The organism is Paenibacillus sp. NPDC056722 (assembly GCF_042790635.1).
In the GTDB taxonomy this organism is placed as follows: domain Bacteria; phylum Bacillota; class Bacilli; order Paenibacillales; family Paenibacillaceae; genus Paenibacillus_AQ; species Paenibacillus_AQ agri.
In genome coordinates, this window is sequence record NZ_JBHTYV010000009.1 from 206,965 (window position 1) to 221,698 (window position 14,734).

General features: G+C 50.0%; 8 protein-coding genes. All 8 read left to right on the forward strand.

The annotated features are described in order from the left end of the window. Positions 1-101: 101 nt before the first annotated feature. The 8 genes from ACFRAM_RS20960 to ACFRAM_RS20995 all read left to right on the forward strand — a co-directional run bounded on the left by ACFRAM_RS20960 (position 102) and on the right by ACFRAM_RS20995 (position 14,396). On the forward strand, positions 102-1,913 hold the full coding sequence (locus ACFRAM_RS20960) for a sensor histidine kinase (protein ID WP_379467735.1): 1,812 nt from the start codon (positions 102-104) through the stop codon (positions 1,911-1,913). 3 nt (positions 1,914-1,916) lie between these two features. Beyond that, complete coding sequence (locus ACFRAM_RS20965; protein ID WP_379467737.1) at positions 1,917-3,443, forward strand: response regulator; 1,527 nt, start codon at positions 1,917-1,919, stop codon at positions 3,441-3,443. Positions 3,444-3,619: 176 nt separating this feature from the next. Then, positions 3,620-5,107 carry an ABC transporter substrate-binding protein gene (locus tag ACFRAM_RS20970; protein ID WP_379467738.1) on the forward strand — a complete coding sequence of 496 codons (1,488 nt, stop codon included), beginning with the start codon at positions 3,620-3,622 and terminating at the stop codon, positions 5,105-5,107. Between the two features lie 82 nt (positions 5,108-5,189). Then, on the forward strand, positions 5,190-6,122 hold the full coding sequence (locus ACFRAM_RS20975) for an ABC transporter permease (protein ID WP_175369764.1): 933 nt from the start codon (positions 5,190-5,192) through the stop codon (positions 6,120-6,122). 24 nt (positions 6,123-6,146) lie between these two features. Further along, complete coding sequence (locus ACFRAM_RS20980) at positions 6,147-7,064, forward strand: carbohydrate ABC transporter permease (protein WP_175369755.1); 918 nt, start codon at positions 6,147-6,149, stop codon at positions 7,062-7,064. A gap of 101 nt (positions 7,065-7,165) precedes the next feature. Next, the gene (locus ACFRAM_RS20985; RefSeq protein ID WP_379467740.1) at positions 7,166-8,485 is read left to right on the forward strand and encodes a glycoside hydrolase family 125 protein; all 1,320 of its coding nucleotides are present in this window, start codon (positions 7,166-7,168) and stop codon (positions 8,483-8,485) included. Beyond that, on the forward strand, positions 8,482-11,634 hold the full coding sequence (locus tag ACFRAM_RS20990) for a beta-galactosidase (protein WP_379467742.1): 3,153 nt from the start codon (positions 8,482-8,484) through the stop codon (positions 11,632-11,634). Before ACFRAM_RS20985 ends, ACFRAM_RS20990 begins: the two co-directional genes overlap by 4 nt. Positions 11,635-11,657: 23 nt before the next feature. Beyond that, positions 11,658-14,396, forward strand: a complete 2,739-nt coding sequence (locus ACFRAM_RS20995) for an alpha-mannosidase (RefSeq protein ID WP_379467744.1) — start codon at positions 11,658-11,660, stop codon at positions 14,394-14,396. Positions 14,397-14,734 lie beyond the last annotated feature (338 nt).

Sequence of the window (14,734 nt, forward strand, 5' to 3'; positions counted from 1 at the left end):
GCAAGACGGGCATTCCCGCAAGCGCTATCATTTTCGTGATATAATATAGGGATAGCAGTGCAAATAAGCGCGCGATTACATCAAAGGACAGGAGGATGATCATGCTTCCGGGGAAGATCTACAGAAAGTATTTTCAACATAATGTATTCATCAAGATCATCCTGTTGTTCTCGATCGTTGCGGTCGTCACCATCATTACGTTCTCTTACCTGATGTTCAATCTCATGTCTCAGGCGGCAGTACAGCGGCAAATGGAAATTCAGAAACGGGCGGTGGAGAGTGTCAGTCATTATATCGGGCAGAAGTATGACCTGGTGCAGTCTATGATGATCGATATTTACCGGGACAGTGAGCTTACCTCGAATACAGCGTACCTGTTGGAGCATCCCTATGAGAGTTATGTCCGTTACCGGTTGGACCGGTATTTCAGCGAGAGCAATTCAACCACCGACACCGTGCAGTATTTCAGGAACAAGCTTGAGGATAATCCCGACATCCGTAGCCTAATATTATATAGCGCAGCAGAGCAGCAGCTCTATGTCTATAATACGCACAAGCAGTTTGAGATTATCCCTACGAATGCAGCCCATTCCTTTGTTCCCGATGCCATGTATGTGGAAGAAGCGGGTAATGTCTCCATCCCGAATATTTGGGTACGCAATAGCATTGCTCTTGCCGACACACCGATGTTCTCAGTGCGAAGTCCCATTAATAACAAGCTGTCGCTGCGTAATATTGGTCAACTGCTCGTCTATTTCGACGCTGAGCGGGTGTGGGAAGGGATGGGCAACGATAGGCAGGATTTCAAAGGAACCATCCTGGCGCTGTCGGCCGACGGCGACGTGCTGTTCGATTCGTCAGGTAAATATTACGGGGCCAAATATCCCAATATGGAGCTGGTGAGTTCCGCCTACACGGATGGCGAAGAAGTTAACGGCATGACGATTACGAAGCTGACACACGGCCAGGGAGGCTTCACAGTGCTCAGCATCGTACCGAAGGAAGAGATAGCGGCGACTTATCGCGGCTTGCGGAATATGATCATTACCATCTGTCTGTTCTGTAGTGTGTTTGCCATTATCACAGCCTCATTGATCATCAGCAGTATCGCCAAACGGACGCAAGGCATTATCAAATTCACGCGGAAGGTCAAGAACGGGGATCTGGATGCCCGGATTACTGATGTCAAGGAAGATGAATTGGGCCAGATTTCCAAGAGCTTCAACGATATGTTGGATGAACTCAATATTTACATTGATCGGGTATTCAAGGCGGAGATCAAGCAGAAGCATACGGAGATCGCGGCGCTGGAGGCCAGAGTGAATCCCCATTTTCTATATAATACGCTTGAGGTTATCCGTATGCGGGCCATTTCACAGGGGGCCGAGGATGTCGGCGAGATGATATATAGCTTGTCGGTACTATTCAAAAGCTACGTGCATCCCAAGCCCAAACATACGCTGAAGGATGAACTGGAAGCTTGCCGGCTGTATCTTGAGCTGTTCCGTATTCGTTATAAGGACAGGTTTTCTTACGAACTGCGTTGCGAGCGGGAGCTAGAGGGAACAGTGGTCATGAAAATGTCGCTGCAGCCCATTATCGAGAATTACATTCTGCACGGCATGCGGGCGGACCGCAACGACAATCACATCACTGTTGCTGTAACTAAAGAAGGAGATATCCTTCGTGTTATAGTAACAGATAACGGGCGTGGCATTTCTCCAGCTAGACTGGAGGAATTGCAGCAAAGGCTTCATCAGACGGATGAGTCATCGGAGTCCTTCGGTCTGCGTAGCATCCACGAGCGATTGAAGCTGATGTATGGAGCGAAGTATGGCCTCGAACTGAACAGCGAAGAGGGTAAGGGTACGACAGTGACGGTGTATTTCCCCGATTTGGGAGAGGATGAGTGAGCCATGTACAGGATATTCATTGTGGATGATGAACCGTTCATCATCGAAGGGCTGTATGATATTGTCGATTGGGCCAGCTTTGAAATGGAGATCGTTGGTCAGGCGGCTAACGGGCAGGAAGCGCTGGAGGCCTTGAAGTCAGTGCGGGCGGACATACTGATCACGGATATTTCCATGCCGCTGATGAATGGTCTGGACCTCATCCGTGCAGTCCGGGAATTCCAGCCAGAGCTTAAATTCATCATTTTAAGCGGTTATGATGAATTTGGGTATCTAAAGGAAGGAATGGCTCTCGGTATTGAAAATTATCTCTTGAAGCCCATTAATCTGAAAGAATTCAAGGCTACACTTAGTACCGTCGCCGAGAAGCTGAATGAGTCCAGAGCAGACTATAAACTGAACGAGCACAGCATTTCAATTCTAAGAGATAATGTCATGCACCGTTGGCTAAGAAATCAGATTGCTCCGCAGGAATTTCAGGAGCGGGCCGGCTTTCTGGGCATAGTCATCGATAAGCCGCTGACACAGGTTGCATTGCTGCGGTCTGAGCAACGCCTAGCTGAAGCGTTTCCTGTGGTACTTGAGGTTCTGCATGGTATTCCCGGCGTCATTCCGTTTCAGGATATGGATGGGGACATCGTGCTGGTGCACATGCTAAGTGAATACCAACGCGGCAAGGAAGCAGCAGAAGCTATTCATCGGCAATTGCTGGCCACTCCGGCGCTAGCTGCCTACGAGCAACTGTATCTTTCGATAGGAAGCGTACAGGAAACCGAGGACAATGCAGCACTGAGCTATACGCAGGCGAAGCGGGCGCAAGAATATTTTATGTTGTTCCCCGAACACAGTTATATCTGCTATGAGGATTTGCAAGAAAGGCAAGAGGAGGCCAATCTGGAATTTCCAGTGAACTGGGAAGAAGACCTCAAGCTGATTATGGCGAAGGACACGGAGGGGCTGCTGCAAAGGATTGATGATAATTTTGAGCAATTGCGTAGGGTGGAGGGGATTACACCCCAGCTGATCCAGGATATCGCCACGGAATGGCTAATCCGCTTCAAGATGCAGCTCAAGGAGATCCGGCATGCGGAGGAACCTGAGTTTTTTAAAGAAGGGCTTCATAAAATCCGCGCGACATCATCCATCGCCGATTGGGCGGATATTTTGAAAGAAGCGGCCGTGTACACTATAGATGCACTGATTCGTGATGTGAAAAGCCCTGTAGTCCAGCAGGTGCTTAACCATATTCATCAATCCTACAGCGAAGACATTTCACTAAAGACCCTTGGGACACAATATAATATTCATCCGGTGTATCTGGGGCAATTGTTCCATAAGGAAGTTGGAGAATCGTTCACGGAGTATATCAACAAGTACCGGATTGAGAAAGCCAAGGAGCAGCTGCGAACCTCTCCGCTCAAGGTTCACGAGATCGCCCGCAACGTGGGATATTGGGAGACTGGATACTTTTACAAGCAATTCAAAAAGCATGTAGGGATTTCCCCTACGGAATATAAAGGACTTGTTTAGCTTACGCGCTAAGCAAGTCCTTTTCTTTATTTTTTACACCTTTTATTTAGTTTAGCTTCTGTTTGAAAATGCTTTCATAAATTACAGTATAAATAGTCCTTAAAGGAAATATCGCGAGGTATAATTCCGGGTTATGCAGCGATACTGAGGTAAACATAAGGGGAGGTTATACAAACATGAGCAAGAACAAAAAAAGATTATCTCTGGTACTGACATCCATGATGGCACTCTCGCTTGCGCTCACCGCTTGTGGAGGAGGCAATACCAACAATGAGAATGCTTCCGGGAACGGTGGTAAATCGGAGAAGCCAGTTGAACTGATCTGGTACACGATCGGGCCTCCGCAAAAGGACCTGAACATGGTTGTGGACGAAGTTAACAAATATATTCAGCCTAAGATCAACGCAACGCTGAAAATGAACATGATTGATTTCGGTGACTATACACAAAAAATGCAGGTGAAGGTCGCTTCCGGTGAGCCGATGGATATTATGTTCACCAGCTCCTGGGCTTTCGATTATGTGCAAAATGCCCGCAAAGGCGCGTTCATGGAACTGGATGACTTGCTTGAGAAATACGGCAAAGGCATCAAAGACACCATTGACCCTGCGTTCCTAGAAGGTTCCAAAGTAGACGGTCATAATTATGCGGTTCCTGCGAACAAAGAGCTTCCAGCTCAAGAAGTATGGCGCTTCAACAAAGACCTGGTGGACAAGTACAAGCTGGATATCGACAAAGTGGACTCCTTGGAGAGCCTGGAGCCTCTGCTGAAGACCATTAAGGAGAAAGAGCCTAACATCACACCTTATGCGATGGTGAAGGATTACATGCCGGTATTGCCGTTCGACTACATCATCGAGAAAATGCCGATGGCTGTATATATGGACACCAAGGATTATAAAGTCGTGAACATTCTGGAAACGCCGGAATTGAAAAAGAGTCTTGAAACCGTTCGCAAATATTACAAGGCAGGTTACATTTCGCCTGAAGTAGCCACAACGACTTCTGTAGACGATCTCTACAAGTCCAGCAACTGGTTCATGGATCGTGCAACGAGCCAGCCGATGGCGGACAACCTGTGGTCGGCGAGCTACGGTTATCCGGTAGTCTCCAAACCAGCAAGCAAGCCGTACATTTATAACTGGTCCGTTATGGGTTCCATGCAGGCTATCTCTGCTAACTCCCCTAACCCAGAGAAAGCTATGGAATTCTTGAACTTGCTTAATACTGATCCGGTACTTCGCAATATGATCGACTCCGGGATCGAAGGCGTGCACTACGAGAAAGTTGGAGAGGACCGGATGAAGAACCTGCCGGAATCCAAGAACTACGATATGCCTACCTTCTCGCTCGGTAACATCATGCTTAACTACCTGAACGAAGAAGACCCTGCTGACAAATGGGAAATCTTCAAGAAATTCAACGATTCTGGTGTGAACGCTCCGCTGCTCGGATTCAACTTTGACACTTCGAAAGTAACAAGTGAGATCGCTGCTGTGCAGAACGTGAAGGAAGAATTCTGGGCGCCGCTGATGACGGGAACCGTAGATCCGGATGAATACCTGGCCAAGGCCAATCAGAAATTTAAAGCCGCTGGACTCGATAAGATCATTGCTGAAGCCCAATCGCAAATTGATGCTTGGAAAGCAGCGAACAACAAGTAATAAATCATTGGAATAGAAGACGCGGGCGGGGCGAGACTCTTGCCCGGTCTTCTTTACCATTCAGGAGGGATTCACTGTGAGAATGGCCCGAGAATTTTTCGGAAATATCAACAAAAACAAGGTTATGCTGTTTATGGTTCTACCGGGTACCCTTTGGTTTCTCTTCTTTTCATATCTACCGATGCTAGGAACGGTTATCGCTTTTAAAGAGTATCGCTTTAGTAGAGACGGATTTTGGGCCAGTATCGTCAACAGCAAATGGGTGGGGCTCGACAACTTCAAGTTCCTGTTTACCACCAATGACGCCTATATCATTACACGCAATACGCTGCTCTATAATGCGGCATTTATTATAGTCGGACTAGTTTTGTCTGTTCTGATGGCAGTCGTGCTATCGGAAATCGTTAATAAAAAGCTCGCTAAGTTCTATCAGACCGGAATGTTCCTGCCTTATTTTCTGTCATGGGTTGTCGTCGGCTACTTTGCTTTCAGCTTCCTCAGTTCCGAACGCGGCATGCTGAACCAGATTATGGGCTTTTTCGGTGCGGAGTCTGTGCAATGGTATTCGGAAAAGAAATATTGGCCGCTGATCCTCATCCTCGTATATCTATGGAAAGCCGTGGGCTACAACAGCGTCGTCTATCTGGCTGCCATTATGGGGATCGACAAGTCGCTCTATGAAGCAGCGATGATCGACGGAGCCAGCAAGCTCCAGCAGATCCGCAGCATTACGTTGCCGCTCTTAAGACCGATTCTTACCATTATGACCCTGCTTGCCGTGGGGAAAATCTTCTATGCCGACTTCGGCCTCTTCTATCAGGTGCCTCGTAATTCCGGTACCTTGTACAGCGTCACGAACGTTATTGACACCTATGTTTATCAAGGTCTTAAGAGTACAGGTGAGATCGGCATGAGTACGGCGGCAGGTCTTTATCAGTCGCTCGTCGGGTTCACGCTCGTCATGTTCTCGAACTATATAGTGCGCAAATACGACAAGGACAGCGCATTGTTCTAACTCAACTGAAAGGAGTGTGCCCATATGTCATCAATTACGCGTAAAGAACGCGATTTTCATCAATTGTCCAAACCATTGAATGTGTTATTTAATCTGATCGCTGGAATTTTTGCTTTCCTCTGCGTATTTCCGTTTCTGTTCGTTGTCATCATTTCCTTCACTGATGAAGGGGCGCTGGCGAGAGACGGCTACCGGTTATTCCCGTCCAAATGGAGCCTCGGAGCATACCGTTATGTTTTTGAGTCCGGGGATATGCTGCTTCGTTCCTATGGCGTGACTATTCTAGTTACTGTACTTGGAACGATCGTCAGTCTGCTATTTATGTCTTTTTATGCTTATGCTATTTCGCGTAAAAGCTTCCGGTACCGCAATTTCTTTTCGTTCCTTGCTTTCTTCACCATGCTGTTCAACGGTGGTTTGGTACCAACTTATATCGTAGTAACTCAATTGCTGCACCTGAAGGATACCATTTGGGCGCTGGTGCTACCGCTGGCGGTCAACGCCTTTTACATTATGATTCTGCGGACCTTCTACACCACCAGCGTCCCTGACGCCATTATTGAATCCGGTAAAATCGACGGAGCAGGCGAGTTCCGGATTTTCCTCACCCTGGTGCTGCCGCTGTCACTGCCAGGTCTGGCAACGATTGCGTTGTTCAGCACACTGGGATACTGGAATGACTGGTTCAACGCCTTGCTCTATATAGATGATCCCAATCTAGTGCCGCTGCAATCCATGCTGATGCGGATTGAGACCAGCATGCAGTTCCTGTTACAGAATTCACAGAACAGCTCGCTCAGCATCGAAGCACTGCGCTCCATGCCGCAGGATACATCGCGGATGGCGATGGTCGTACTGGCAACAGGGCCAATTATTTTCGCTTACCCGTTCTTCCAGCGCTACTTCATACAGGGACTTACGGTAGGTGCGGTGAAAGAGTAATTCAACTGGAAGTCCAATCATTTTCTGCGCTGTTACCCATGTAAATTTCCTGAGCTCAATCTTTATCATTACGATAGCAAATATAAAGGAGAGTATATTCCTTGGAACAATTCAGACTACCCAAAATAGCGATGCCACAACTTACTCTGCCAAAGGCAGTACAGGAGGTGCTGGCAGAAGCCGAAGAGAAGCTGGCGCACCGTCCGAAGCTGCTGCAGATGTTCAAGAACTGCTTCCCAAATACGCTGGAGACGACCACGAAGCTGCTGGATGACGGAACTACCTTTGTCATTACCGGGGATATTCCCGCTTCTTGGCTCCGCGATTCTGTGGAACAGGTTATTCACTACGTACCGCTGGCGAAGAATGATCCAGACTTGCAGCGTATCATCGGAGGGCTGATCAAACGTCATATTCAGTACATTCATGTCGACCCTTATGCGAATGCATTTAACGAATCGGCTAATGATTGGCACTGGAATACAACCGACGTGACCGAAATGTCGCCATGGGTGTGGGAGCGGAAGTTCGAGATTGACTCCCTGTGCTTCGTAATCCGTCTGGCGTATACGTATTGGAAAGAAACAGGACTTACCGATTTCTTCGATGCCGGATTCAAGTCGGCCCTGCGTCTAATCTTCGATCTGTTCAAAAGAGAGCAACATCACTTTGAGCAGTCACCATACCGGTTCAGCCGCAATAACGGCATTCCCGAGGATTCCCTGCGCAATAACGGACTTGGCATGCCGGTCAACTACACCGGCATGATCTGGTCAGGCTTCCGTTCCAGTGACGATGCCTGCGACTTCCACTACAACATTCCGGGCAACATGTTCGCTGTTGTGACCCTTCGTCAGATGCAGGAATTCGCAGAATGGGTCTTCCGTGACCTGGATTTCCTGGCCGAGCTGAAGGAACTGGAATTTGAAGTGGATCACGGCATCAAATTGTATGGCATTTACCGCCACCCGGAATTCGGTCCAATCTATGCCTACGAGACAGACGGCTTCGGTAACTACTGTCTGATGGATGATGCGGGAACACCGGGACTGGTCTCCATCCCTTACCTGGGATATACGACAGCGGATGATCCGATCTACCAGAACACAAGACGGTTCGCGCTCAGCAAAGAGAACCCGTTCTACTTTGAAGGCACAGCCGCCAAAGGCATCGGCAGCCCGCATACGCCGAAGAACTACATCTGGCATATGGCTTTGTCCATGCAGGGCATTACGGCACAAACTACTGAAGAGAAGCTGGAAATGATCAAGCTATTGGAAAACACCGACGCTGGAACAGGATATATGCATGAAGGCTTCCACGCTGACGACCCGTCTGTCTTTACAAGAAGCTGGTTCGCCTGGTCGAACAGTCTCTTCTCGCAGCTTGTCTACCGGGCGATGAAAGAGGGGATTTTGTGAGCACGGCAGGGGTAATTGTTTTCTGTGACCCGCTGTTTCCGGGAGAACTTGCACCCGGAGCAGTGCAGGGTATTGAGACAGGCTTGCTGGCTGTCTCCGTGGCATCCGTGAATGCCCACGAGCTGGCGCAAGCACTGGATGCTGCACAGGCAGGCGGCGTCTTCATTAATCTGCATGCGCCATATTTTCCTAAGGCAGCATGGCCTTCTATTGTCGCCTATCTGCAAAGAGGCGGGGGACTAATCAACGCTGGCGGCGCACCGTTCAAACATCCGGTGCGCTGGGAAGCCGGTGAATGGCATATTGAAGCGGAGCAGACGGCTTACCACCGTCAGCTTCATATTCATGAAGCATTGCGGGTAAGTAGTGGGGAACGGGCCAGCGAGTATGTCTCACACCAGGATATTCCACTCTTCGCCGGGCAGGAGCAGTTACTGCCGGTTGCGGATACCTGGAATCTCGTGCCGCATGTTACGAAGAGCAGTGATCTGCCGGAGCAAATGGGCTCCAGCGGACCAATGGATACACGGATCTATGCACTCTTGAAGGGTGTATCAGATCAAGGGCGGGAAATCTCGGCCCCAGTCGTTCTGTGGGAGCATGTTGGCGGACCCTTTAAGGGTGGACGCTGGCTGTTCATTAACCAGCCGCTCGGACAGAGCTTCTGGGAGAACGGTGGAGCGGCTGCTTTGGCAGGCTGGACTGCTTTTGCGGCCAAAGGCGTTACGGAGCTGTGGTTGAAGCCGAATTATGCTTCCTACGAGCCGGGCGAACGCCCTGTGCTCAGCCTGCAAAGCCAGCGACTGAGCAGTCACACTTCTTCTGCGGAAGTTGCAAAGTGGAAGCTGTCCTTCACTCTTAATAAAGAGGGTGAGGAAGCGGTATTCAACCATGAATGCACGGTTGAAGTTACCCGCGAGCTGAACATCCTGCGGATTCCGGTTCCGGTTGAGCTTCAGCCTGGGCTGTACCGGCTGGTTTGCCGGGCTGAATCAGAGGATGGCGAAGTGCGAGTGCTGCGTCAAGGCCTGTGGGGCCATGATGAAGCTTTGCTTACGCAAGGTGAGCCAGTTTCGGCTGGCAGAGATTATTTTGTGAAGAACGGAAAGCCATTGCCGGTGGTGGGTATGACCTACATGACTTCTGACGTGGCGCGCAAGTTCTTGTTCTTGCCGAACGCTGACGTCTGGGACCGCGATATGGCACAAATGAAGAAAGCGGGAATCAACTGGATTCGTACCGGCATCTGGACGGCTTACCGGAATGTAATGCAAGTAGATGGACACGCCTCGGAGGAAGTGCTGCGGGCCATCGACGCCTTCTTCCTGACTGCGAAGCGGCATGATCTGCAGGTGACGTTCACCTTCTTCTCCTTCACACCGGAGACTTGGGAGGGCACGAACCCGTATCTGGATCCCCGCAGCGTGGAAGCCCAGAAGCGGTTCATTCGCTCGATAATCTCCCGGCACCGCTCCACAACTCATGTGGATTGGGATCTAATTAACGAACCGTCGATGTTCGATCCGCCGCGGATCTTCTCGGACGGACCTAGCTCAGCCAGAGATATCCATGAGATCAAGGCCTTTTCCGCTTGGCTGGAACAACGTCACGGGAACATCTCAGCTTTGCAGGAGCACTGGAACATGACACCGCTGGAGCTGCCGGACTTCGCAGCTGCCCGTCCTCCTGAGCAAAGCGATATTAACTTTAGCATCCAGGATATTCATTCAGGCAAACGCGGCACGCGCTGGCTGGATTACTGCCTGTTCTCGATGGATATGCATAATGTCTGGGCGCAGGAGCTGTACGGAACGATTAAAGAGCTGTGTCCGAATCATATGGTTACTGTCGGACAGGACGAGGCACTAGGAGCGCAGCGGCCATCGCCTTTCTTCTATGAAGAGGCTGTGGATTACACGACTGTCCACACCTGGTGGTTGAATGACAGTCTGCTGTGGAGCGGCATCTTCGCCAAAACGGCGAACAAGCCGAATCTGATCCAGGAGACCGGCATTATGTACGTAGAGACACCGGACGGACGGGCCAAGCGGAGTGAGGAAGAGCTGCGGTCCATTCTGGAGCGCAAGTATGCCTATGCTTTTGCTACTGGCGGTGCTGGTGCTGTGCAATGGATCTGGAATACGAACTTCTATATGGATAATGCCAACGAATCACAGATCGGTGCTGTCCGTGCGGACGGTACCGAGAAGCCAGAAGCAGATGTATCCTATGATTTCGGCCGTTTTATCGGCGAAGCCGGAGGAATATTCGACGGACGCAAGCTGGAAGACATTGCAGTTATTTTCCCGTATTCCAATGACTTCTCCAACCGGAAGCTGGCTTATGATGCCACAACACGCCTGACACGGATTATGTCTTACCAACTGCATTTACCTTTCCGTGGAGTATCGGAATATGATTTGGACGCATTGGAAGCCCAGCCGCCGAAGCTGATCCTGCTGCCAAGTGCACACAATATCGACAATGAGGCCATGAAGAAGCTGCTGTCCTTCGTTGAGCGTACTGGCGCGACCTTGGTGGTGACTGGCAGTCTTGGCCTTGACGCATACTGGCAGCCAACAGACCGATTGGATCATCTGCTGGGTCGCCGGGAGCTTCATAATGTACGTAGGGAAGAACGGCTGAACCTGAACGGAGTGTTGTTCCCAGTCTCCTACGGACAGCGTAGGATTGCAGAGCTTATTAAAGAAGTGTCTGTGCAAGAGGTTCCGAACGCCACTGCTCAATCTGAACAAGGCGATGCTGTAGTAGAGGTAGCTATCGGGAAGGGACGCCTGATCTGGAGCCCGCTGCCGCTGGAGCTGAACGAACGGGATGAGCCGATTGCGGCACTGTACAGATATGCGGTGAGGATTTCCGGGGTTCAAGAGGATTTGCAATGGCACAACGGTGGTGATCTGCCGGGAGTGTACGGCCGGAAGCTGAATTTTGCAGAGGGCGCCCTGTTTGTGTTCGTCTCCGAATATGCCTGGGACACAGAGGTAGAAATCAAGGATGTTAGCACGGGTACCGTATATAGCTTTATTTTGGACAAAGAACGCTCGGTGCTGTTCACGGTGGATGCAGAAGGACGCTTGCAGTCCGTGTACAGACCGGATGAAGTAACAATTTCTAGCCGCAAAGGCTAAGGTGAGAGGAGAGATAGGGGTTCATGGCTAAAAAAAGAACAGCGCATATCGTATCCCACACGCATTGGGACCGGGAATGGTATTTGCCTTACGAGAAGCATCACGTTCGTCTGATTCAACTGGTGGATGCACTACTGAAGAAGCTTGATGAGGGATCGGCCTTCAAGAGCTTTTATCTGGATGGACAGACAATCATTCTGGAGGATTATCTCCAGGTTCGCCCGGAAAACAAGGAGAAGCTGGAGCACTATATCCGTGAAGGGCGAATTCTGATTGGACCTTGGTACATTCTGCAGGATGCATTCCTGACGAGCAGTGAAGCTAACGTGCGCAACATGCAGATCGGGCACCAGGATGCTGAGAAATTCGGAACACCGTCCAAAATCGGTTATTTCCCCGATACCTTTGGTCTGACCGGACAAATTCCTCAGCTGATGCTGCAATCCGGGATCTCCAACGCGTTCTTCGGACGTGGCGTGAAGCCGACCGGCTTCAATAACACGGTCTCCGACGGCGATTATGAGTCCTCCTACTCCGAGCTGATCTGGGAGGGACCGGACGGCTCCAAAATTCTTGGTATCCTGTTCGCGAACTGGTATTCCAACGGCAACGAAGTTCCGGTAGAGGAAGGGGCTGCTAAGGAATTCTGGGATCGCAAGCTTGCAGATGCTGAGAAATATGCTTCGACCAGCGAGCTATTGTATATGAACGGATGTGACCACCAACCGCTGCAGACCGATCTTCCGGAAGCAATCGAGACAGCGAAGGCGCTCTACCCGGATACGGAGTTTGTTCATTCCAACTTCCCGGATTATCTGGATGCCCTGAAAGACAGCCTGAAAGACGAGCTTTCTTCTGTAAAAGGTGAACTGCGCAGTCAGCGCACGGACGGTTGGGGCACCCTGGTCAACACGGCCTCAGCACGTGTCTATTTGAAGCAGATGAACCAAAAGGGTCAAACCATCCTGGAAAAAGTGGCAGAACCGCTGGCCTCCATCGCTCAGCTTGCAGGACAATCTTATCCGCATCATCTGTTCACCTATGCCTGGAAGACACTGATGCAGAACCATCCACATGACAGTATTTGCGGCTGCAGCGTGGATGAAGTGCACCGGGAAATGGTTACCCGTTTTGATAAAAGCCGCCATGTTGCCGAAAGCATTGTAGAAGACAGCGGCCGGTTTATCGCTGAAGCCGTTGATACTTCCGGCTATAGTAAATTCGGCAATGATGCGGTGCCATTTGTCGTTACGAATACAACAGGCTGGAACCGTACCGGTACAGTCAGCGTGGAGTTGGATGCAGCACGGTTGTATCTGCGTGAAGGCTTCTCTCTGGAGGAGACCGCCCGCCGCATGCAAGAGGTTTCCCTTGATGGACATCAATTGGTGGATGAGAACGGCACCGCTGTATCTTACACCATTGAAGACCTCGGGCTGAGCTTCGGCTATGACTTGCCGGATAATCAATTCCGCCAGCCTTACTCATGCCGCAAAATCAAACTCACGTTTGAAGCTTCAGATGTTCCTGCGCTTGGTCTACGTACCTATGCCTGGGTGAAGTCGGCTGAGCCGGCTCCAGCAGTTGTTTCCTTACTGAAGGGAGCAAGAGTGCTTGAGAACGACGGAATTAAAGTGGAGATTGCTGATGACGGCACGTTCACCTTGCACGATAAGAACAATAATACTTCTTACAATGATCTTGGTGTTTATGAGAATACCGGCGATATCGGTAATGAATATATGTACAGACAGCCGGATGGTGAGACTCCGCTGACCACCAAAGGACTGCAAGCAGGCATCCGTGTGCTTGAAGATACCTCTTTCCGGGCTGCGATTGAAATCGTCCATGACTGGGAAATTCCTGCTTCAGCTGATGAATTGTTGGACGCAGAGCAGCGGGCCCTTGTCTACTACCCGGAACGTAAGGCGCAGCGCAGCCGTGAGACCGTTACATTGAAGCTTCGTACCGTGCTTTCGCTCGAACGGGAGGGCAAAGGTCTGTCCATCGAATCTACTATTAATAACAACGCTAAAGATCACCGGGTACGGATGTTGTTCCCGACCGATCTGGTAACTGATGTGCACCATGCAGATTCCATGTTCGAAATTGCTACCCGGGATAATGTACCGGCGAGCGAATGGTTGAACCCGAGCAATACCCAGCATCAGCAGAACTTTGTTGATGTCAGCGGTGACCAAGCCGGACTCACGGTAGCTAATTTGGGGCTCAATGAATACGAGATCCTGCGGGATGGCCGCAATACAGTGGCTGTTACCCTGTTGCGCAGCGTGGGCGAGCTAGGGGACTGGGGCTGGTTCCCGACTCCGGAAGCTCAGTGCTTGGGCGAGCATACGGTACAGCTGCAACTGATCCCGCATAGCGGGGATGGCATTGCGTCCGGTGCGTATACTGAGGCCTATCAATTCCAGGTGCCGTGGACTGTCCTCCAGACAGGAGTTCATGAAGGTAAGCTTGCCTCGGGCTATACACCTTTCCAATGGAAGGGTACAGCGGCGGCATTTTCTTCTCTAAAAATGAACGAAAAGACTGGCGACTTGTTGGTTCGCTGGTACAACATGGCTGAGCAGCCTGTAGAGCTGGCTCTGGATGTCCTTGTTCCGCATGAGCATCTGTACGAGACCAATATTCTGGAAGAGCGCACGGCGCCGCTTGCAGATCCTGGACATCGTCCGTATTCATTGGAGATCCGTCCATACGGGATTGCGACTTATGGAATTAAGACTCGGAACGGACAGTAATAACGAAGTACGGAATTATAACCTACAAAGCCAGTTTCCATCGTGGATGGAAACTGGCTTTTCTAATAAATAAAGATCTGACTTTTTGAGATGTAGAGATTGAAGGATTAATCAAGTGGGTAATGGGCATAGTAGGGGAGATCACAGCTCAAGAACTGGTGAGCTTAATGATGGGTTTTCCTATAGAAGAAACATAATTCCGGGATAAAAGGTTATGAAGTGGGTTATTTTAAATAAAATAATAAAAACACTTGCAATGGTCTTCTATACATGGTATATTCTAATTCCGGCCAAGAAATAACGATGCCGAGCTCGAAAATGAAGTTCGAAAAACGAAA